The sequence below is a fragment of the Pseudomonas sp. FFPRI_1 genome, from assembly GCF_055384485.1.
Map to the genome: position 1 here is coordinate 2,486,214 of NZ_AP029168.1, position 20,907 is coordinate 2,507,120.

Annotated in this window: 17 protein-coding genes; 13 read left to right on the forward strand and 4 right to left on the reverse strand. The window is 61.6% G+C overall.

The genetic code is table 11. The features are described from left to right. Positions 1-130 precede the first annotated feature (130 nt). Together rlmM and tusA are read left to right on the forward strand one after the other, a co-directional pair. Positions 131-1,204 carry a 23S rRNA (cytidine(2498)-2'-O)-methyltransferase RlmM gene (rlmM, locus tag ACZ5BO_RS11290; RefSeq protein ID WP_464699753.1) on the forward strand — a complete coding sequence of 358 codons (1,074 nt, stop codon included), beginning with the start codon at positions 131-133 and terminating at the stop codon, positions 1,202-1,204. A gap of 58 nt (positions 1,205-1,262) precedes the next feature. Further along, complete coding sequence (gene tusA / locus ACZ5BO_RS11295) at positions 1,263-1,514, forward strand: sulfurtransferase TusA (RefSeq protein ID WP_464699755.1); 252 nt, start codon at positions 1,263-1,265, stop codon at positions 1,512-1,514. Here the strand turns inward: tusA and ACZ5BO_RS11300 are convergent. Next, positions 1,511-2,920, reverse strand: a complete 1,410-nt coding sequence (locus tag ACZ5BO_RS11300) for an MATE family efflux transporter (RefSeq protein ID WP_464699757.1) — start codon at positions 2,918-2,920, stop codon at positions 1,511-1,513. The two genes, tusA and ACZ5BO_RS11300, sit on opposite strands and share 4 nt — an antisense overlap. Before the next feature lie 201 nt (positions 2,921-3,121). Between ACZ5BO_RS11300 and pdxB the strand changes: the two genes are divergently transcribed. Further along, positions 3,122-4,264, forward strand: coding sequence for a 4-phosphoerythronate dehydrogenase PdxB (gene pdxB, locus ACZ5BO_RS11305; RefSeq protein ID WP_025128837.1), 1,143 nt, complete (start codon positions 3,122-3,124; stop codon positions 4,262-4,264). A gap of 75 nt (positions 4,265-4,339) precedes the next feature. Here pdxB and ACZ5BO_RS11310 read toward each other — a convergent pair whose 3' ends face one another. After that, complete coding sequence (locus ACZ5BO_RS11310) at positions 4,340-4,519, reverse strand: PA1571 family protein (RefSeq protein ID WP_011060254.1); 180 nt, start codon at positions 4,517-4,519, stop codon at positions 4,340-4,342. Positions 4,520-4,778: 259 nt separating this feature from the next. Between ACZ5BO_RS11310 and ACZ5BO_RS11315 the strand changes: the two genes are divergently transcribed. Then, the gene (locus ACZ5BO_RS11315; protein ID WP_464701228.1) at positions 4,779-6,554 is read left to right on the forward strand and encodes an ABC transporter transmembrane domain-containing protein; all 1,776 of its coding nucleotides are present in this window, start codon (positions 4,779-4,781) and stop codon (positions 6,552-6,554) included. A gap of 445 nt (positions 6,555-6,999) precedes the next feature. Here the strand turns inward: ACZ5BO_RS11315 and ACZ5BO_RS11320 are convergent, their stop codons facing one another. Further along, the gene (locus tag ACZ5BO_RS11320) at positions 7,000-8,928 is read right to left on the reverse strand and encodes a transglycosylase SLT domain-containing protein (protein WP_464699760.1); all 1,929 of its coding nucleotides are present in this window, start codon (positions 8,926-8,928) and stop codon (positions 7,000-7,002) included. A gap of 213 nt (positions 8,929-9,141) precedes the next feature. On the opposite strand from ACZ5BO_RS11320, the gene ACZ5BO_RS11325 reads away from it, so the two are divergent. Next, positions 9,142-11,061, forward strand: coding sequence for an ATP-binding cassette domain-containing protein (locus tag ACZ5BO_RS11325; protein ID WP_025128840.1), 1,920 nt, complete (start codon positions 9,142-9,144; stop codon positions 11,059-11,061). Between the two features lie 87 nt (positions 11,062-11,148). On the opposite strand, the gene ACZ5BO_RS11330 is transcribed toward ACZ5BO_RS11325, so the two are convergent. Then, positions 11,149-11,586 carry a universal stress protein gene (locus tag ACZ5BO_RS11330; RefSeq protein ID WP_025128841.1) on the reverse strand — a complete coding sequence of 146 codons (438 nt, stop codon included), beginning with the start codon at positions 11,584-11,586 and terminating at the stop codon, positions 11,149-11,151. Positions 11,587-11,687: 101 nt separating this feature from the next. Here ACZ5BO_RS11330 and ACZ5BO_RS11335 point away from each other — a divergent pair, with 101 nt between their 5' ends. The 8 genes from ACZ5BO_RS11335 to ACZ5BO_RS11370 all read left to right on the forward strand — a co-directional run bounded on the left by ACZ5BO_RS11335 (position 11,688) and on the right by ACZ5BO_RS11370 (position 20,872). Further along, positions 11,688-12,125, forward strand: a complete 438-nt coding sequence (locus ACZ5BO_RS11335; RefSeq protein ID WP_025128842.1) for a hypothetical protein — start codon at positions 11,688-11,690, stop codon at positions 12,123-12,125. Between the two features lie 4 nt (positions 12,126-12,129). Further along, a complete protein-coding gene (locus ACZ5BO_RS11340; protein WP_464699763.1) occupies positions 12,130-12,333 on the forward strand; it encodes a hypothetical protein in 204 nt (67 codons plus the stop codon). A 362-nt stretch (positions 12,334-12,695) separates the two neighbouring features. Next, positions 12,696-14,843 carry a fatty acid oxidation complex subunit alpha FadB gene (gene fadB / locus ACZ5BO_RS11345; RefSeq protein ID WP_025128844.1) on the forward strand — a complete coding sequence of 716 codons (2,148 nt, stop codon included), beginning with the start codon at positions 12,696-12,698 and terminating at the stop codon, positions 14,841-14,843. 30 nt (positions 14,844-14,873) lie between these two features. Further along, positions 14,874-16,049, forward strand: a complete 1,176-nt coding sequence (fadA, locus tag ACZ5BO_RS11350; protein ID WP_025128845.1) for an acetyl-CoA C-acyltransferase FadA — start codon at positions 14,874-14,876, stop codon at positions 16,047-16,049. Between the two features lie 99 nt (positions 16,050-16,148). Then, the gene (locus tag ACZ5BO_RS11355; RefSeq protein ID WP_019093731.1) at positions 16,149-16,385 is read left to right on the forward strand and encodes a DUF1653 domain-containing protein; all 237 of its coding nucleotides are present in this window, start codon (positions 16,149-16,151) and stop codon (positions 16,383-16,385) included. Between the two features lie 114 nt (positions 16,386-16,499). Further along, a complete protein-coding gene (gene topA / locus ACZ5BO_RS11360) occupies positions 16,500-19,118 on the forward strand; it encodes a type I DNA topoisomerase (protein ID WP_025128846.1) in 2,619 nt (872 codons plus the stop codon). 160 nt (positions 19,119-19,278) lie between these two features. Then, positions 19,279-19,803 (forward strand): DUF6586 family protein, encoded by a 525-nt coding sequence (locus ACZ5BO_RS11365; protein WP_464699767.1) that lies wholly within the window; start codon positions 19,279-19,281, stop codon positions 19,801-19,803. A gap of 49 nt (positions 19,804-19,852) precedes the next feature. Then, complete coding sequence (locus ACZ5BO_RS11370; RefSeq protein ID WP_464699769.1) at positions 19,853-20,872, forward strand: hypothetical protein; 1,020 nt, start codon at positions 19,853-19,855, stop codon at positions 20,870-20,872. The last annotated feature ends 35 nt before the right edge of the window (positions 20,873-20,907 follow it).

The window sequence follows — 20,907 nt, forward strand, 5'->3', positions numbered from 1 at the left end:
GCTAATCGGATTGGACTCTTAGGCCTCATCCAAGGTTCCTAACTCGGCTATCATGCGCCGGTTTTCGTGACAGGCTTTGCTACAGGGCAGGTTTGCGCATCGATTCATCGCCAGTTGCCCAGGAGATTCCATGAACACCCTGTTTATCCATTGCCGGCCCGGTTTCGAGGGCGAAGTCTGCTCGGAAATCGCCGATCACGCGGCGCGGCTGAATGTCGCCGGCTACGCCAAGGCCAAACCCAGCACCGCCTGCGCCGAGTTCATCTGCACCGAGGACGATGGGGCCCGGCGGCTGATGCAGGGCCTGCGTTTCTCCGACTTGATCTTTCCCCGGCAGTGGGCCCGGGGCGGCTTCATCGATTTGCCGGAAACCGACCGCATCAGTGTGATCCTGGCCTACCTGGCCAACTTCCCGCAGTGCGGCAGCCTGTGGCTGGAAGTGGTGGATACCAATGACGGCAAGGAGCTCTCGAACTTCTGCAAGAAATTCGAAGGCCCGTTGCGCAAGGCGCTGACGGCGGCGGGCAAGCTGGTGGAGGATGCCACCAAGCCGCGCTTGCTGCTGACCTTCAAGAGCGGGCGTGAGGTCTTTGTCGGTTTGGCCGATGCCGGTAACTCGGCAATGTGGCCGATGGGGATCCCGCGGTTGAAGTTCCCTCGGGAAGCACCGAGCCGCTCGACCTTGAAGCTGGAAGAAGCCTGGCACCACTTCATTCCCCGGGACCAGTGGGACGAACGCCTGCACAGCGACATGACCGGGGTCGACCTGGGCGCTGCGCCGGGAGGCTGGACCTGGCAACTGGTCAATCGCGGCATGCTGGTAACCGCTATCGATAATGGGCCGATGGCCGAGAGCCTGATGGACACGGGCCTGGTACAGCACCTGATGGCGGATGGCTTTACCTACAAGCCGAGGCAGCCGGTGGACTGGATGGTCTGCGACATCGTCGAAAAGCCGGCGCGCAACGCGGCGCTGCTGGAAACCTGGATTGGCGAAGGGCATTGCCGCGAGGCGGTGGTCAACCTGAAGTTGCCGATGAAACAGCGTTACGCCGAAGTGACGCGCTTGCTGGAGCGGATCGAAGAGGGCTTCAAGGCCCGCGGCATTCGCGTCGCCATCGGCTGCAAGCAGCTGTATCACGATCGCGAGGAGGTGACCTGCCACCTGCGACGCCTGGACCTCAAGCCGGTCCGCTCGCGCTGATCCCCTCGCCACAAAACCGGCATTGCGCGACAATGCCGGCCTGTTTCAGGAGTGAGTCATGAGTCAAATCACCGATACGCCGGTTGACGGCACCCTCGACGCCACCGGCCTCAATTGCCCCGAGCCGGTGATGATGTTGCACCAGCATATCCGCGACCTGCCGCCGGGCGGGCTGTTGAAGGTGATCGCCACCGATCCCTCCACCCGCCGCGACATTCCCAAGTTCTGCGTGTTCCTCGACCATGAACTGGTCGAGCAGCAGGAAGAGGCCGGCACCTACCTCTACTGGATTCGCAAGAAGCTCGACTAACCCGCTGCGCGGCTGATGCGGATCTGCTTGCGCGCACTGCGGGTCAGGCGGATCGACAGCATCAGTGCCGCGCAACTCAAGCCGACAATCAGGCCTTCCCACAGGCCGCTTGGCCCCCGTGCCGGGCCGAACCAGTCGGTCAGGCCCAGGCTATAGCCCACCGGCAAGCCAATTCCCCAGTACGCGAACAGGGTCAGGATCATGGTCATCCTGGTGTCCTGGTAGCCCCGTAGCGCGCCGGCAGCGGTGACCTGGATGCCATCGGAAAACTGGAACAGCGCCGCATACACGATCAGCATCGATGCCACCTGGATCACCATCGGATCGGTGGTGTAGATCGACGCGATGGGCTCGCGCAGCAGGTACATCAGGCTCGCCGAGAGACAGGCGTACGCTAGTGCCGTGGCCATGCCGACGCCGGCACTGAAGCGTGCGTCACGGGGTTGCTGGCGGCCCAGGGCGTGGCCGACCCGCACCGTCACGGCCATGGCCAGGGAGTAGGGAATCATGAACATCAGGGCGCTGAAGTTGAGGGCGATCTGGTGCCCGGCCACGACGGTGGCGCCCAGGCTGCCAATCAGCAAGGCAATCACCGCGAAGATGCTCGACTCGGCAAATACCGCGATGCCAATGGGCAGGCCGATGCTCAGCAGGCGTTTGATCACGGCCCATTGTGGCCAGTCGAAGCGGCTGAACAGCGCGATCTGGCGATACCCCGGCGCCCAGAACGCCCAGCCGGCCATGCCCAGCATCATGGCCCACATCACGATGGCCGTGGCCCAGCCGCAGCCCACGCCGCCCATGGCGGGCACGCCGAAGTGGCCGTAGATGAAGATGTAGTTGATGGGGATGTTCAGGGCCAGGCCGCACAGGCCGATGATCATGCTTGGCACGGTGCGCCCCAGGCCGTCGCTGAAGCAGCGCAGCACATAGTACAGCGCCACTGCCGGCAGGCCGCTGGCGATGCCCTGCAGATAGCCCATGCACGGCTTGATCAGTTCGGGATCGACGTTCATCAGGTGCAGTATCGGCTCGGCGCTGATCAGAATCAGGGTGGCCAGCAGACCGACCACCAGTGCCAGCCACAGTGCCTGGCGTACCACCGGGCCGATCTCATGCAGCTTGCCCGCGCCATAGCGCTGCGCCACTTTCGGTGTGGTGGCCAGCAGGGTGCCGGTCATCAGCAGGAACACCGGGATCCAGATCGAGTTGCCCAGGGCCACGGCGGCCAAGTCCCGAGGACTGACCCGGCCGGCCATCACCGCGTCGACAAAGCCCATGGCAGTGGTGGCCACCTGGGCAATCATGATGGGCAGGGCCAGTACCAGCAGGTCGCGCAATTCGCGACCGACCCGGGCAGGGCGGCTGGGGGAGGTGGCGGCGGTAGAGTCGATCAGGGAATTCACGGGGCAAAGCGTCCATAGGTGGTGTTGCACAGGGTGCGACAGTCTACGCGTTGACACTGTGGTCAGGAAAAACTCAGTGTTGTGGATTTGTAAAACCCGCCAAGGACTGCAGGCGGCCTGTAAAGGCGGGTTCTGGGGCAAGCCATGCTGGCCCGGCCTGTCATCTGCGCCTACACTGCGGCTCCGCAAGAGGAGCCTGCCATGTTGATTGTTGCCGACGAAAATATTCCCCTGATCGAAGAGTTCTTTGCCGGTTTCGGCGAGATCCGGCGTTTCCCCGGGCGCGCCATCGATCGGGCGACCGTGGAGCAGGCGGATGTACTGCTGGTGCGCTCGGTGACCCAGGTTGATCGCCAATTGCTTGAGGGCAGCCCGGTGCGCTTCGTCGGCACCTGCACCATCGGCACTGACCACCTGGATCTGGAGTACTTTCAGCAGGCTGGCATTTCCTGGTCCAGTGCGCCGGGTTGCAATGCCCGGGGGGTAGTGGACTACGTACTGGGCAGCCTGCTGACCCTGGCCGAGATCGAAGGGGTAGACCTGACTCGGCGTTGCTATGGCGTGGTGGGGGCTGGTGAAGTCGGTGGCCGCCTGATCACGGTGCTGCGAGCCCTGGGCTGGACAGTGCTGGTCTGCGATCCGCAGCGCCAAGCGACAGAAGGTGGTGATTACGTCAGCCTGGAGCAGTTGATCGAGCGCTGCGATGTCATCAGTCTGCACACGCCCCTGACCCGGCACGGCGACCATTCCACCTGGCACCTGCTGGACCGGCAGCGCCTGCAGCAACTCAAGCATGGCACCTGGCTGATCAACGCCGCCCGAGGCCCGGTGGTGGACAACCAGGCGCTGCGCGAAGTGCTGCTGCAGCGCGAAGACCTGCAGGCGGTGCTGGATGTCTGGGAAGAAGAGCCGACCGTGGACAGTGAACTGGCAGAGCTCTGCGTGCTGGCCACGCCGCATATCGCCGGCTACAGCCTGGATGGCAAGCAGCGTGGCACGGCGCAGATTTACCAGGCTTACTGCCGTTTCCTCGGCCAGGCCGAACAGGTCAGTCTGGCAAGCCTGCTGCCGGCGCCCTGGGTGCCCCAGGTCAGCCTGAATGCCAATGCGGACCCGGCCTGGGCCCTGGCGATGCTCTGCCGAGCGGTATACGACCCGCGCCGCGACGATGCGGATTTCCGCCGCAGCCTGTCCCAGGATGTGGCCCAGCAGCGCAGCGCCTTCGACAGCCTGCGCAAGCATTACCCGGAGCGGCGCGAGGTCGATGGCCTGGAGGTGCGAATTCAGGGCGAATCAGCAGCCCTGAGCCAAATTGTCCGGGCCCTGGGCGCGCGGGAAGTCTGAAACTGTTCGTGCACTGGCGAGCGCCGATAAAAAACCCGGCCGCAAGGCCGGGTCAAGAGGACGTGAGGCTGTCTGTCAATCTTGCCGAGCAGGCTTGACCAGTCGCTTTTCCAGTTCGCGGCAGGCGTTCTGGATCATGTCTTCAGTAATCGGTACTTCGCGACCCTGGGCGTCGATGATGGCACACCCCAGAGACTGGTTCGGCTGGGTACGGATCACTTGAATCTTGTCATTGCTGCTGTGTTGCAAGGACATGGCCTGTCTCCTCATCAGGTTGTGTGCATACTTTAGAATGGCCGGGTGACCAAGCTGTTACAGACCGCCGCTGGGACTGGCCCGGTTGCTTCACTCCAACAGAAATGTCCGGGGAGTGCCAGCCACAGATTAGACCGATAATCTCTAGGCTCTAGTGTCAGCGGTCATAATCAACCTGACTCATTGTGATTTACCAAAGTTCCTGCGAATTCATCTCGTTGCCGCTGCTGAAATGGGTGAACCGCCGGTGCGTCAATGGATGAACTGCATGCTCTCTTCTCGTCATCGTCGGGCTCTGCGTCTGGCCAGCCGCTTCATCGCTCCCTACCGCTGGCAGGCGCTGGGCGCTCTGTTGGCGCTGATTGTCACGGCGGGCATTACCCTGTCCATGGGGCAGGGCATCCGCTTGCTGGTGGACCAGGGGTTCATGACCCAGTCCCCCCATCTGTTGAATCAGTCCATTGGTCTGTTTCTGCTGCTGGTCCTGGCGTTGGCGGTGGGCACCTTCGTGCGTTTCTACCTGGTGTCGTGGATCGGCGAGCGCTGCGTGGCGGATATCCGGCGCCAGGTGTTCAATCACTTGATCTACCTGCATCCGGGGTTCTATGAAAACAACCGCAGTTCAGAGATCCAGTCGCGGCTGACGGCAGACACCACCTTGCTGCAGTCGGTGATCGGCTCTTCGTTGTCGCTGTTCCTGCGCAACGCGCTGATGGTGCTCGGGGGCATCATCCTGCTGTTCGTCACCAACCCCAAGCTCACCAGCATCGTGGTGGTCGCCTTGCCCCTGGTGCTGGCGCCGATCCTGATTTTTGGCCGCCGGGTGCGCAGCCTGTCGCGCCTGAGCCAGGACCGGATTGCCGATGTCGGCAGCTATGTGGCGGAGACCCTGGGCCAAATCAAGACGGTCCAGGCCTACAACCACCAGGCCCAGGACCAGCAGCGCTTTGCCGTGACGGTGGAGGAGGCCTTCGAGACCGCGCGCAAGCGGATCGTCCAGCGTGCCTGGCTGATCACCCTGGTGATCGTGTTGGTGCTGGGAGCGATGGGAGTGATGCTCTGGGTCGGGGGAATGGATGTGATCGCCGGACGGATTTCCGCTGGCGAGCTGGCGGCGTTCGTGTTCTACAGCCTGATCGTCGGCAGTGCCTTCGGCACCCTGAGTGAAGTGATCGGTGAGCTGCAACGTGCTGCCGGTGCTGCGGAGCGGATCGCCGAGTTGCTGCGGGCGGATAACATCATCCAGCCGCCCAGCAGTGGGCTGCTGAGCCTGCCGGCGCGGGTGCATGGCGATCTGGAGCTGGAGGGCCTGCGTTTCTCCTATCCGTCGCGGCCTGATCGCTACGCGGTCGACGGCTTGAGCCTGAGTATCCAGGCCGGGGAAACCCTGGCACTGGTGGGGCCGTCCGGGGCGGGCAAGTCCACCCTCTATGATCTGCTGCTGCGTTTTTATGACCCTCAGCAAGGGCGGATCTTGCTGGATGGCATTCCCCTGACCCAGCTCGATCCGCTGGACCTGCGCCGTTGTTTTGCCCTGGTGTCGCAAAGCCCGGCGCTGTTCTACGGCAGCATTGAAGAGAACATTCGCTACGGCAATCCCGATGCGACCCTGGCCCAGGTCCAGGAAGCGGCGAAGATCGCCTATGCCCATGAGTTCATCGAGCAGATGCCCGAGGGCTATCAGACCCACCTTGGGGACTCCGGCCTCGGGCTGTCCGGTGGCCAGCGGCAACGCCTGGCCATTGCCCGGGCATTGCTGGTGGACGCGCCAATCCTGCTGCTGGACGAAGCCACCAGTGCCCTGGATGCGCAAAGTGAACACCTGATCCAGCAGGCGTTGCCCAGCCTGATGAAGAACCGCACCACCCTGGTCATCGCCCATCGCCTGGCCACGGTGAAGAATGCCGACCGGATCGCCGTCATGGACCAGGGCAAGTTGGTGGCAGTGGGTACTCACCAGCAATTGATCGCCAGCAATCCTTTGTATGCGCGCCTGGCCGCCCTGCAATTCAACGACGGCACTCCCACGGCGTAGACGATCGTCAGCCTGGTGCAGGTTTCGCGTGCCTCTTCGCTGGCAAGCCAGCTCCTACAGAGAGATGGGCGAGGCGGGCATGTTGTAGGAGCCGGCTTGCCGGCGAAGGCGGTCATCAGTCTGGCGCATGTTTCGCGGGCCGCTTCGCTGGCAAGCCAGCTCCTACGGGGGGGGATGTGCGAGGCGGGCATGTTGTAGGAGCCGGCTTGCCGGCGAAGGCGCTCGTTAGCCTGGTGCATGTTTCGCGGGCCTCTTCGCTGGCAAGCCAGCTCCTACGGGGGATGTGCGGGGCGGGCATGTTGTAGGAGCCGGCTTGCCGGCGAAGGCGGTCGTTAGCCTGGCGCAAGTTTCGCGGGCCTCTTCGCTGGCCCGCCAGTTCCCGCGCTCGGATGTGGCCCAATAAAAAGCCCGCATCGCTGCGGGCTTGCTGGGGTGGCCCCGGCTTTTATTGATCGTCGAAATAACGCTCGTGCCAGTCCACCAGCGGTTGTGGCGAGTTGAGCTTCTGGCCGTAGATCACCGAGTAGGACAGGACGTTCTGTACATACTGGCGGGTCTCGTCGAAGGGAATGCTCTCCACCCAGACATCGAAACTCAGGTGGTCGGCGCCCTTGAGCCACTGGCGTACCCGTCCCGGACCTGCGTTATACGCGGCAGAGGCGAGGACCCGGTTGCCGTTGAACTGGCCGTGGACCTGGCTCAGGTAGGCAGCACCCAGTTGAATGTTCTTGTCCGGGTCCAACACCTGCTGCGGGGAAGCCAGGGGAATGCTGAACTTGCGCGCGGTTTCCTTGGCGGTGCCGGGCATCAGTTGCATCAGGCCGCTGGCGCCGACGCCGGAGCGGGCGTCGTCCATGAAGGCGCTTTCCTGGCGGGTAATGGCGAACACCCAGCTTGAATGCAGGCCGCGTACCTTGGCTTCACGCACCAGGGTGTCGCGATGGGCCATGGGGAAGCGGATGTCCAGGTCGTCCCAGTACTGGGCCTGGCTGATGGTGCGAATCGCCGGGAAATACCATTTAAGGTCGTAGGCCAGCCTGGCCTGGGCGACCATCTCGTCACGGTTGAAATGCCGGCTGACGTGATACCACTCGCGACGCCCGTCGACGATCTGTCCGCGAGCGTGAAGCTCCAGGGCCCGTCGTACTCCGGGTGTGTTGCGGACCTTGTTGATCACGGCCTGGCTCAACATCAGCGGCTGGTTGTTCAACTGGTAGGGGGCCTTGGCGTGATCCGCGGCAAGGAAGCCATAGAAGTCCCGTTCCTTCGCCAAGCCTTTGTACAGCACCAGGGCCTGAGGGTTTTTCGGTTCGGCCAGTTCCAGGCTGCGTGCCTGCCAGTAGCGCCAGCGGTTGGTGGTGGCCAGGTCCTGCGGCAGCTTGCGGGTCAGTTGGTAGGCGTCCTCCCAGCGAGCCAGGCGCAGCAGCAGGCGCAGGCGCCACTCGGAGACGGTGTTGTCCCGCAGCTCCGGGTCGTACTTGGTCATCACGTCCAGGGCGCGGCTGTCGAAGCGACGGGCCAGGGTCAGGCCGATCTCGCGGGCAATCGCCACCTTTTCGTCACGGGAGAAGTGCATGCTGCTGGCATAGCCATCCAGCAACGCCATGGCCTTGTCCGGATCCTGGCGAGCCAGGCGGCGCAGGCCGAGACCGACGACATCGGACATGGCTTCGTCCGCAGGCTGGAAGCGTGAAGGCTGGCTCAGCAGCTCGGGCTTCTGCGCCACGTCCACCAGCAGGCGACCTTGCGGCGCCAGGGTGGTCATGCTTTTTACCAGGCTGTTGGCCAAGGGGTAGTTGCGGGCTTCGGCCGCCAGCTTGGCCCGTTGCCAGCGTTTTTGCTCGGTCAGTTGGCCTTCGGCGGCCCATTGGGCGAACAGTGCGTCGCAGGCGGCAGGCTGGGACTTGCCGGTCAGCCAGAGCTTCTCGGTAGCGGCATAGCCTTCGGCCTTGAGGTTGTGCCCCAGCTGGTACTGGCCATTGAGGCAGTCCAGCTCGGTGAAGTTGAGTTTCGGGTCGTAGTACCGGGTGAAGGTCGCCCAGTCGCCGCGTTCGGCCAGCCAGCGCAACCAGCGCAGTTTCATCCAGTTGGCCTGGGGTAGGTCGCCATGGGCGGCGAGGAACTTCTCGATTTCGGGGTTGCTGGCGGATTTCAGCCGGGCCGTGAGCTCGTCATAGGCCAGGTAGGGTTCCAGCGGGTAGTCGCGCAGGGCGTCGGCGTAACGGAAATACGGGCCGGAGTCGCCCTTGGCCAGGGCGCGCTTGGCCTCATCATAGTATTGGCGTTGCTGGGTCAGGTCCGCTGCCTGGACGGATTGCGCGGCAGTGGCGGAAAGAAGCAGACAGGATAACAAGCTGAAAAGGCGACTGCGCATGAGACATCCGGGCAGAAAAATCATGACAAGTGCCGACCGGGCCGACACTGATTGCTCACTAGCTTAGCCTTTTGCCAGCAACCGGTGATAGCTTTGCCGCCCCGTTGGCATCAGTTCGCAACAAATGTGCCGTCGAGGCCGTCGGGCGCGAAATAGCCGGCCTTTTGAGGGTGCAAGTCAGGTAGAATGCGCGCCCGGTTTTTGGAGAACAACATGACCCTGCTCAAATTCAGCGATGTGTCCCTTGCTTTCGGCGCCATGCCGTTGTTGGACAAGGTGTCCTGGCAGATCGCCCGTGGTGAGCGGGTGTGCATCATCGGCCGTAACGGTACTGGCAAATCCAGCATGATGAAGCTGGTCAAGGGTGATCAGAAACCCGATGACGGCTCCGTATGGCGCGCACCCGGTCTGAAGATCGGCGAATTGCCCCAGGAATTGCCGGTGGCCGACGAGCGGACTGTGTTCGACGTGGTCGCCCAGGGCCTGGATGGCGTCGGCGAGCTGCTGGCCCAGTATCATCACCTCAGCCAGAACATCGTCACCGACGCTGATCTGGAAAAGCTGATGCACGTTCAGCATGACCTCGAAGCCCGCGACGGCTGGCGCCTGCAGCAACTGGTGGACAGCACCCTGAGCCGCCTGCAACTGCCGGCCGACAAGACCCTCGCCGAGTTGTCCGGCGGCTGGCGTCGTCGCGTGCTGCTGGCCCAGGCCCTGGTGTCCGAGCCGGACCTGCTGCTCCTCGACGAGCCGACCAACCACCTGGACATCGGTGCCATCGCCTGGCTGGAAGAGGCGCTGAAGGATTTCCAGGGCGCGGTCCTCTTTATTACCCACGACCGTTCCTTCCTGCAGAACCTGGCCACGCGCATCCTCGAACTGGATCGCGGCGGCCTGATCGACTGGAACGGCGACTACGCCAGCTTCCTGGTACACAAGGAAGCCATGCTGGCGGCGGAAGAGACCGCCAACGCGCTGTTCGACAAGCGCCTGGCCCAGGAAGAAGTGTGGATCCGCCAGGGCATCAAGGCCCGGCGTACCCGTAACGAAGGTCGGGTGCGGGCCCTCAAGGCCCTGCGTGTCGAGCGCAGTGAGCGTCGCGAGCGTACCGGCAAGGCCAATATCCAGCTGGAAACCGCCGACAAGTCCGGCAAGCAGGTGATGGTGCTGGAGAATGTCAGCTTCGCGCACCCGGACGGCCCGTTCCTGGTCAAGGACTTCTCCATGGTCCTGCAGCGTGGCGATCGCATTGGCCTGCTGGGCGCCAACGGCACCGGCAAGACCACTTTGCTCAAGCTGATGCTGGGCGGCCTGGTGCCCAGCAGCGGCAAGGTGGAAGAGGGGACGCGGATCGACGTGGCCTACTTCGACCAGTTGCGCCACCAGTTGGACCTGGAAAAGACCGTGATCGACAACGTTGCCGAAGGTCGTGACTTCATCGAGATCGATGGCCAGAGTCGTCATGTGCTGAGCTACCTCGGTGACTTCCTGTTCAGCCCGCAACGTGCCCGTACACCGGTCAAGGCCCTGTCCGGCGGTGAGCGTGCGCGGTTGCTGCTGGCCAAGCTGTTCAGCAAGCCGGCCAACCTGCTGGTCCTCGACGAACCGACCAACGACCTCGACGTGGAAACCCTCGAGTTGCTGGAAGAAGTGTTGCTGACCTTCCAGGGCACCGTGCTGATGGTCAGCCACGACCGGGCCTTCCTCGACAACGTAGTGACCAGCACCCTGGTGTTTGAAGGTGAAGGCAAGGTTCGCGAGTACGTGGGCGGTTATCAGGACTGGCTGCGCCAGGGCGGTTCGCCGCGGCTGCTGGGGGTTACCGAGAACAAATCCGGCAAGGCTGAACTGAATTCCGCAGTGGTTGCGCCGGTGCAGGCCGCAGCGCCGGCCGCCGTGCAGGAGGCTCCGGCGAAGAAGAAGCTCAGCTACAAACTGCAGCGCGAACTTGAGGCGCTGCCGGGGCAGATCGATGCCATGGAGCAGCAGATTGCCGGGGTCGAGGCGGAAATGGCCGATGCTGCTTTCTATCAGCGTCCGGCGGCTGAAACCGCTGCGGTCATCGCCCGCTTGGAGCAGTTGAATGCCGAGCTGGAGCAGATGGTCGAGCGCTGGGCCGAGCTGGATGCCTGAGTGACTGACGAGTGATAAAAAAGCCCGACTTCAGCGTCGGGCTTTTTTTCGCAGCAGTTACCGGTTTGGCAGCGGCCGGGTGAGGGCTTAGCGTTTGGCCAGGTGCACCGCCAGCACGTCGCAAGGTGCGCCGTGCAGGACGTCATTGGCGGTGGAACCCAGCAGCAGAGCGAGGCCGTGACGGCCATGGCTGCCGACCACGATCAGGTCGCATTCCTGTTCCTTGGCCAGGTGATGGATCTCCTGGCGTGGCTGGCCATAGGTCAGGTGGCTGTAGTCCTTGGTCAGCTCCGGGTATTTGTTGATCAGCCGGTCCAGGCGCTCCTTGGCCTGGTCGAACTGTTGCTGCTGCAGTTGCGAAAGGTCCATCGGCACGTCGCCACCGAAGGCCATGGCCATGGGTTCGACAATGTGCACCAGGGACAGCTTGGCCCCATTGCTCACAGACAGCTCGCGAGCGCGGTGGATAACAGGATCGCACTCTTCGGTTAGATCTACGGCGACCAGAATATGGTGGTAGGACATGAGGCGCTCCTCCTGAGGATTGCAATAGCTTCAAGTATGGCTGGTTTCAAGCGGGTTGGTTGCACCCTGGTCCCGCTCATCAAAAAATCGAGAGTACTGATATGACGGTCTGGATAGTGGTGTCAATCCTTGCGGTGGTTCTGAGTCCCTTGGCCTGGCTGCGACCTTCGCGTCACCAGAGCGGGCTCATTGCCTTGCGCATGGAGGCCCGACGCATGGGATTGGCCATGCAACTGGCGCCGCAGCAATGGCCGCACTGGCTGGGGCAGGAGCCGCCCAACCCTTGCCCGCAGTACCATCGGCCGCGGCGCAACGGGCAATCGGCCTGCTGGAGTTACTGGCAGGTTGCGCCGGGCCAATGGGTCAACCAGTGGCGTGAGCCCTGTGTCGATGAGGTGCTGCTCAAGCATCTTGAGACGCTGCCGGCGGGGGTGTTCAAGGTCGAGGCGGACAAGCAACTGATCGCCCTGTACTGGAATGAGCGCGGTGAAGTCAGTGTTTTGCAGGATATTGCCTCAGTGCTCAAGGCATTGGCCTGAAGCAATGGCGCAGGCGTTCGCGGCAATCGCGGACGCCTGGTCTGAAAGCCCCGGCATCAGCGCCGGGCAGGGTGGCCTTGGCGGGCCACTCACCTCATTTGCGCTGCGGCGCGCCAATGGCCGCCCCTCGATCGAGGGCGATTTGCTCGGCCTTGTCCAGGCTCAGAAACGCCTCGGTTTTTCCTCGGATATTTCCCTGTCCTGTTAGCTATTGATCCGACTTGTCGGGGGATTTAGGGCGACTTTTCTAAATATTGATCCTATGAATGGCTGTAAATGCAGGGTCGTGTTGATCGTTCGAGGGGTGATGAAGTGACCGCGAAGTCGTGTTTCAAACAGCATTTTGCACGATTGACAATTGGCGGATTTTCCCTGAATGTGGCGTACCCAAATCAAACGGGCGTATGAAATGAGCGTTTGTGTCCCAGGCGACTCTATACAGAATCCCGACTATCGCGTTGGCGGGTGTGCCTGGCGGATTGGCGTTAGCATCGACGGTAACGTCAGTGCCAAGCCAGAAGTTAGCGTCCGACGTGTACTGTTCAGCTTCCATATCGTGGAGATCAGTTGATGATTTACGAAGGTAAAGCCATCACGGTTAAGGCTCTTGAAAGTGGCATCGTCGAATTGAATTTCGACCTCAAGGGTGAGTCCGTCAACAAGTTCAACCGTCTAACCCTGAACGAATTGCGTCAGGCCGTTGACACCATCAAGGCAGATGCGTCGATCAAAGGCGTGATCGTCAGCAGTGGCAAGGACGTGTTCATCGTCGGTGCCGACATCACCGAGTTTGTCGACAACTTCAAGCTGCCGGATGCCGAGCTGGTGGCAGGCAACCTCGAAGCCAACAAGATCTTCAGCGATTTCGAAGACCTCAACGTGCCGACCGTTGCTGCAATCAACGGCATCGCCCTGGGCGGCGGCCTGGAAATGTGCCTGGCCGCGGACTACCGCGTCATGGCTGCCAGCGCCAAGATCGGCCTGCCGGAAGTCAAGCTGGGCATCTACCCGGGCTTCGGCGGTACCGTGCGCCTGCCGCGCATCATCGGTGCCGATAACGCCATCGAATGGATTGCCGCCGGCAAGGAAAACCGTGCCGAAGACGCGCTGAAAGTCGGCGCTGTCGATGCTGTGGTTGCTCCCGATAAACTCAAGGATGCCGCTCTGGCCCTGGTCAAGCGCGCCATTTCCGGCGAGTTCGACTACAAGGCCAAGCGCCAGCCGAAGCTGGAAAAGCTCAAGCTCAACGCCATCGAGCAGATGATGGCGTTCGAAACCGCCAAGGGTTTCGTGGCCGGCCAGGCGGGCCCGAACTACCCGGCGCCGGTCGAAGCGATCAAGACCATCCAGAAAGCCGCCAACTTTGGTCGCGACAAGGCTCTGGAAGTGGAAGCCGCAGGCTTCGTCAAACTGGCCAAGACCTCTGCCGCGCAAAGCCTGATCGGCCTGTTCCTGAACGATCAGGAACTGAAGAAAAAGGCCAAGGCCTACGACGAAATCGCCAAGGACGTGAAGCAGGCCGCGGTACTCGGCGCCGGCATCATGGGTGGCGGCATCGCCTATCAGTCGGCGTCCAAAGGCACGCCGATCCTGATGAAGGACATCAACGAGCACGGTATCGAGCAGGGTCTGGCTGAAGCCGCGAAACTGCTGGTGGGCCGCGTTGACAAGGGCCGCATGACTGCGGCGAAGATGGCCGAGGTGCTCAACGGCATTCGTCCGACCCTGTCCTACGGTGACTTCGGCAACGTCGACCTGGTGGTCGAGGCCGTGGTCGAGAACCCCAAGGTCAAGCAGATCGTGCTGGCTGAAGTGGAAGGCCAGGTCAAGGAGGACACCATCCTGGCGTCCAACACCTCGACCATTTCCATCAGCCTGCTGGCCAAGGCCCTCAAGCGTCCGGAAAACTTCGTCGGCATGCACTTCTTCAACCCGGTGCACATGATGCCGCTGGTGGAAGTGATCCGTGGTGAGAAGTCCAGCGAGCTGGCCGTGGCCACCACCGTTGCCTACGCCAAGAAAATGGGCAAGAACCCGATCGTGGTCAATGACTGCCCGGGTTTCCTGGTCAACCGCGTACTGTTCCCGTACTTCGGCGGTTTCGCCAAGCTGGTCAGCGCCGGTGTGGACTTCGTCCGTATCGACAAGGTCATGGAAAAATTCGGCTGGCCAATGGGCCCGGCGTACCTGATGGACGTGGTCGGCATCGACACCGGCCACCACGGTCGCGACGTGATGGCTGAAGGTTTCCCGGATCGCATGAAGGATGATCGTCGTTCGGCCATCGACGTGCTTTACGAAGCCAAGCGCCTGGGCCAGAAGAACGGCAAGGGTTTCTACGCCTACGAGGCCGACAAGAAAGGCAAGCAGAAGAAGGTTGCCGATCCGTCGGTACTGGAAGTGCTCAAGCCGATCGTCTACGAGCAGCGTGAAGTCACCGACGAAGACATCATCAACTGGATGATGATCCCGCTGTGCCTGGAAACCGTTCGCTGCCTGGAAGACGGCATCGTCGAAACCGCTGCCGAAGCCGACATGGGCCTGGTCTACGGTATTGGTTTCCCTCCATTCCGTGGCGGTGCGCTGCGCTACATCGATTCCATCGGTGTTGCCGAATTCGTTGCCCTGGCCGACCAGTACGCCGATCTGGGCGCGCTGTACCACCCGACCGCGAAGCTGCGTGAAATGGCCAAGAACGGCCAGAGCTTCTTCGGTTAAGCGCCCCCACTAGAGAGCGAGAGTGAGAATATGAGCTTGAATCCTAGAGACGTCGTGATTGTCGACTTCGGTCGTACTCCGATGGGCCGCTCCAAGGGCGGCATGCACCGCAACACCCGCGCCGAAGACATGTCGGCGCACCTGATCAGCAAACTGCTGGAACGCAACGCCAAGGTCGACCCGGCGGAAGTCGAGGACGTGATCTGGGGCTGCGTCAACCAGACCCTGGAGCAGGGCTGGAACATCGCGCGCATGGCGTCGCTGATGACCCAGATCCCTCACACCTCGGCCGGCCAGACCGTCAGCCGCCTGTGTGGTTCGTCCATGAGTGCTTTGCACACTGCCGCGCAAGCGATCATGACCGGCAACGGTGACGTGTTCGTGGTCGGCGGCGTCGAGCACATGGGCCACGTGAGCATGATGCATGGCGTCGATCCGAACCCGCACATGTCCCTGTACGCGGCGAAAGCCTCGGGCATGATGGGCCTGACCGCCGAGATGCTGGGCAAGATGCACGGCATCACCCGTGAGCAGCAGGACGCCTTTGGCGTGCGTTCCCACCAGCTCGCCCACAAGGCGACTGTGGAAGGCAAGTTCAAGGACGAAATCATCCCGATGCAGGGCTATGACGAGAACGGTTTCCTGAAACTGTTCGACTACGACGAAACCATTCGTCCCGAGACCACCCTGGAGAGCCTGGCGGCCCTGAAGCCGGCGTTCAACCCTAAAGGTGGTACCGTGACGGCCGGTACTTCTTCGCAGATCACCGACGGTGCCTCGTGCATGATCGTGATGTCGGCCCAGCGTGCCCAGGACCTGGGCATCCAGCCGATGGCGGTGATTCGTTCGATGGCGGTGGCGGGTGTGGATCCGGCCATCATGGGCTATGGTCCAGTACCGGCCACGCAGAAAGCCCTGAAGCGTGCGGGCCTCGGCATCACCGATATCGACTTCTTCGAGCTCAACGAAGCTTTCGCCGCACAGGCCCTGCCAGTGCTGAAAGATCTGAAAGTGCTCGACAAGATGAACGAGAAGGTTAACCTGCACGGCGGCGCGATCGCCCTGGGTCACCCGTTCGGTTGCTCCGGTGCACGTATCTCCGGGACCTTGCTCAACGTCATGAAGCAGAATGGCGGCACCTTCGGGGTGTCCACCATGTGCATCGGCCTGGGCCAGGGCATCTCGACCGTCTTCGAACGCGTTTAAGCGTTGGGTTGATGGAAGCCGGGGCCCAGTGCCCCGGTTTTTGTTTTTCGGAAGATTTATTTGTTTTTATTTTGAAAAAAATTGCACGAGGGCCAGAGCATGCAGTTACAACCCGGGCTCTATCAGCATTACAAGGGGCCGCAGTACCGCGTTTTCAGCGTGGCGCGGCATTCCGAGACGGAAGAAGAAGTGGTGTTCTATCAAGCCCTGTATGGGGATTACGGCTTTTGGGTACGCCCCTTGAGCATGTTCCTGGAGTCGGTCGAAGTTGACGGCGAGCAGGTCCCGCGCTTTGCTTTGGTGCAGGCCGAACCCAGTCTTTTTTCACCGGCATGAGTACAGGTCGCGCAGTACCCTGCGCTTGACCTCACCCTGTTGCCACTATATATAGCGGTGCCGCGTCAGGCGCCAACCGCCTTTCACTTCTCGAATTCAGGAATTTTCTGATCCATGGGCAAATCGCTGGTCATTGTGGAATCCCCGGCTAAGGCCAAGACCATCAACAAGTACTTGGGCAACCAATACGTGGTGAAGTCGAGTATCGGCCATATCCGAGACCTGCCCACCAGCGGTTCGGCAAGTGCCGCCAAAGAGCCTGCTGCCAAGCGTGGCAAGGCCGCTGTGGGCGAAGCCCCGGCCTTGTCGCCAAAGGAAAAAGCGCGCAAGCAGCTGGTGTCGCGCATGGGCGTCGACCCCGAGCACGGCTGGAAGGCCAAGTACGAAATCCTTCCTGGCAAGGAAAAGGTCATCGAAGAGCTGCGCCGCCTTGCCAAGGATGCCGACACCATCTATCTCGCAACGGACTTGGACCGCGAAGGGGAAGCCATCGCCTGGCACCTGCGGGAAGCCATTGGCGGTGATGACAGCCGCTACAAGCGCGTGGTGTTCAACGAAATCACCAAGAAGGCGATTCAGGAAGCCTTCTCCCAGCCGGGCGAGCTGGATATTCACCGGGTCAATGCGCAGCAGGCGCGGCGCTTCCTCGACCGCGTGGTGGGCTACATGGTCTCGCCATTGCTGTGGGCGAAGATTGCCCGCGGCCTGTCTGCCGGTCGCGTGCAGTCGGTAGCGGTGAAACTGGTGGTGGAGCGCGAGCGTGAGATTCGTGCCTTCATCCCCGAAGAATACTGGGAGATCCACGCGGATCTCGGCACTGCCAAGGGCGCCAATGTGCGCTTTGAAGTGGCTCGTGAGAACGGCGAGGCCTTCAAGCCGCTCAACGAAGCCCAGGCCATGGCTGCCCTGGAGAAGCTCAAGGCGTCGGCCTATAGCGTCGCCAAGCGCGAGGACAAGCCCACCAGCAGCAAGCCTTCGGCGCCGTTCATCACGTCCACCCTGCAGCAGGCCGCGAGCAATCGCCTGGGCTTCGGGGTGAAGAAGACCATGATGATGGCCCAGCGTCTGTATGAGGCTGGCTACATCACCTATATGCGTACCGACTCCACCAACCTCTCGGCTGACGCCGTGGCGATGGCGCGGACTTATATCGAAGACGAGTTCGGCAACAAGTACCTGCCGGCCTCGCCCAACGTCTACAGCAGCAAGGAAGGGGCCCAGGAGGCGCACGAAGCGATTCGTCCGTCCGATGTGAATACCCATCCAAGCAAGCTGTCGGGCATGGAACGTGACGCTGAGCGCCTCTATGAGCTGATCTGGCGCCAGTTCGTCGCTTGCCAGATGCTGCCGGCGCAATACCTGTCCACCACCGTCAGCGTCGCGGCTGGGGGCTTCGAGCTGCGTGCCAAGGGTCGCATCCTCAAGTTCGACGGCTACACCCGGGTCATGCCGCAGATGGCCAAGCCGGGCGACGACGATGTCCTGCCGGAAATGGCTCAGGGCGAAGTGCTGAAGCTGATCAAGCTCGATCCAAGCCAGCACTTCACCAAGCCGCCGGCACGCTACTCCGAAGCCAGCCTGGTGAAGGAAATGGAAAAGCGCGGCATCGGTCGTCCTTCGACCTACGCGGCGATCATTTCGACCATTCAGGACCGCGGCTATGTGACCCTGCACAACCGGCGTTTCTATTCGGAAAAAATGGGTGACATCGTCACCGAGCGCCTCTCCGAGAGTTTCTCCAACCTCATGGACTACGGTTTCACCGCAGGCATGGAAGAGAACCTCGATGACGTGGCCCAGGGCGAGCGCGACTGGAAGAATGTACTCGACGAGTTCTATGGCGACTTCAAGAAGAAGCTCGAAGTGGCCGAGAGCGCGGAAAGCGGCATGCGTGCCAACCAGCCGGTGATGACCGACATTCCGTGCCAGACCTGTGGTCGTCCGATGCAGATCCGTACCGCATCGACCGGTGTGTTCCTCGGCTGTTCAGGCTACAGCCTGCCACCCAAGGAGCGTTGCAAGGCTACCGTCAACCTGGTGCCGGGTGACGAAATCGCCGCCGACGATGAAGGCGAGTCCGAGTCCCTGGTACTGCGCGGCAAGCACCGTTGCCCGATCTGCAGCACGGCGATGGATGCTTACCTGCTGGATGAGAAGCGCAAGCTGCACATCTGCGGTAACAACCCGGATTGCGCCGGTTACGAGATCGAAGAAGGCAGCTACCGGATCAAGGGCTACGAAGGCCCGAGTCTGGAGTGCGACAAGTGCGGCAGTGAGATGCAGCTCAAGACCGGTCGTTTCGGCAAGTTCTTCGGTTGCACCAACCCCACGTGCAAGAACACTCGCAAACTGCTGAAAAGTGGTGATGCAGCCCCGCCGAAGATGGATCCGGTGAAGATGCCCGAGCTGAAATGCGAGAAGGTCAACGACACCTACATCCTGCGCGATGGCGCTTCTGGGCTGTTCCTGGCCGCCAGCCAGTTCCCGAAGAACCGCGAGACCCGTGCGCCGCTGGTGCTGGAGTTGATCCCGCACAAGGACGAGATCGATCCGAAGTACCACTTCCTGTGCGAAGCGCCGATCAAGGACCCGGATGGCCGTCCAGCCGTGGTTCGCTACAGCCGCAAGACCAAGGAGCAGTACGTGCAGACCGAGATCGATGGCAAGCCCACCGGTTGGCGTGCTTTCTACGACGGCGGCAGCTGGAAGGTCGAAGACAAGCGCACTAAATGATGGAGGCGCCGAGGTTTGCTGCTCGGCGCGCTGTTGGACAAGGCCGCATGAAACCTCCGGGCTTCATGCGGCCTTTCTTTTGGCTTGCGGCAAACCGAAGCGATCCCTGAAACTGTGTGCCATCCGCATTCGTTTCTCTCTCCTGCTGGAGGCTGCCCATATGGCCCACGAGCTCTATACCCGTACCAATCAGAAAATCTACTTTGCCGGCTTGTCGCTGGAAGTTCTGGCCCGTGCTGAAGAGGGGCGGGCAATGAACGCCCAGGCGCAGAGTCAGGCAGGGCGCGAGTCGGTACTGTTTCATCTGTATGGAGCCTTGCTGGGGCTTTGCCACGAAATCGCCGGGTTCTATCGGTTGCCTCAGGCCAACGCTTCCCGTGTCGAGCTGATTCTCAACCGTGAAGTGCTGGAGAGCATTGCCATTCCAGAGCTGGCGGAGTTGGTGGAGCTGGCCCATAGCCCGCAAACCTGGCTGGCTCAGCTGCTGTATGCCTATGGCGCGCTGTTCCAGCCGCCTCGTGCGCCGCACAAGCCCAAGGGCGACGTGACCCAGCCGTTGATTGTGGCGGTCAATCTGGGCGAGCAGGAGCCGGAAGAGGAATTGAGTCGGGAGGAGCTGGAGAGCTGGCGGCAGAACCTCAAGGCCTTGGCGATTCGTTTTCGCGATGGCTTGAACGAATGCTGATGTTGATCGCTGAGTGATTCAGCGTTCGATGATTTGATCAAGGAAGAACATGTTGTTTTTTTTGCGTGATCAGGCGCTGGCTCGCCTGCTGGAGGACAGTCAGGTGCGGGTCAGTCGCGCCCGCTCCAAGGCGGATCTGCTTGAGGTGCTCGACCGGCTCGAGGCATTTCCCGGGGGGCTGGAGTTTGACCATGTGCAGTCGATAGTGCTCCTGGTGCTGGCCTTGGCCTCGTTCGCAGCCCTGCTGTTGATAGACGACATGGGCGTCTTGTTCTGGGTGGGCTTGGCCTGCTGTTTCTTCAGCTACTACGTCAGAAAAGGGCTGAAGGGTTCGTTGGCGGGGCTGGCCAAAAGTATTGCCCACAAGTGCGCGTTGATCAGCAATGACCTGAACGAGGTCGACAGCAGTGCCGATTGGCGCCTGACAAGGCTGAACAACGAGTTCGCCGATTACCAGCGGGGTAATGAGCGACGGCATATCCTTGAGTCAGTCCAGGGTGTCTACCATGGGGTGCGGCATTCGTTGGTCTTTGAATATCACCATCAGCAGTACGTGAACTCCAGAAGCGAGCGTGGTGTAGGCGGAAGCTATCGCACCGTCTACGACACCTTCAGTCGCTACAGCCTGGTGCTGGACTTTCCCTGGGTCAGGGGGATTTCGGTTTTATCCAATCCCCAGGACAGATCTTGGGAAAATCGGCGCTTCAAGATCGCTTGCGAAGATTTCAACCAGGTCTTTGTACTGCTCGGTGGCGATCAAGCCTGCTGGGACAGCTTCGCCACGTCGGAAACCCAGCTCTTGCTGATGGGCCTTGCACAGCGTCTGGACCGGGTGAACCTGGAGTTCTCCGGCGAAGGCCGGCTTTGCCTGAGCTTTGATAATGCAGAGGTCATGGCCTATGCCGATCCTGGATCGCTCAGCGATCTGCCGGTCTTTCGTGAGCGGATCAAGGCAGGCGTTGAGTTGCCGGGGTTGTATTCGCTTATGGAGCGGATGCATCGATTGACGGACTTGCAGGCGCACGGCTCTGAATTATCCTTGGCGGCTGCTGATGGAGCGGGGCGTTAGCGGCAGGGCAGGTGGAGTGGCCAGGACGAGAGTTA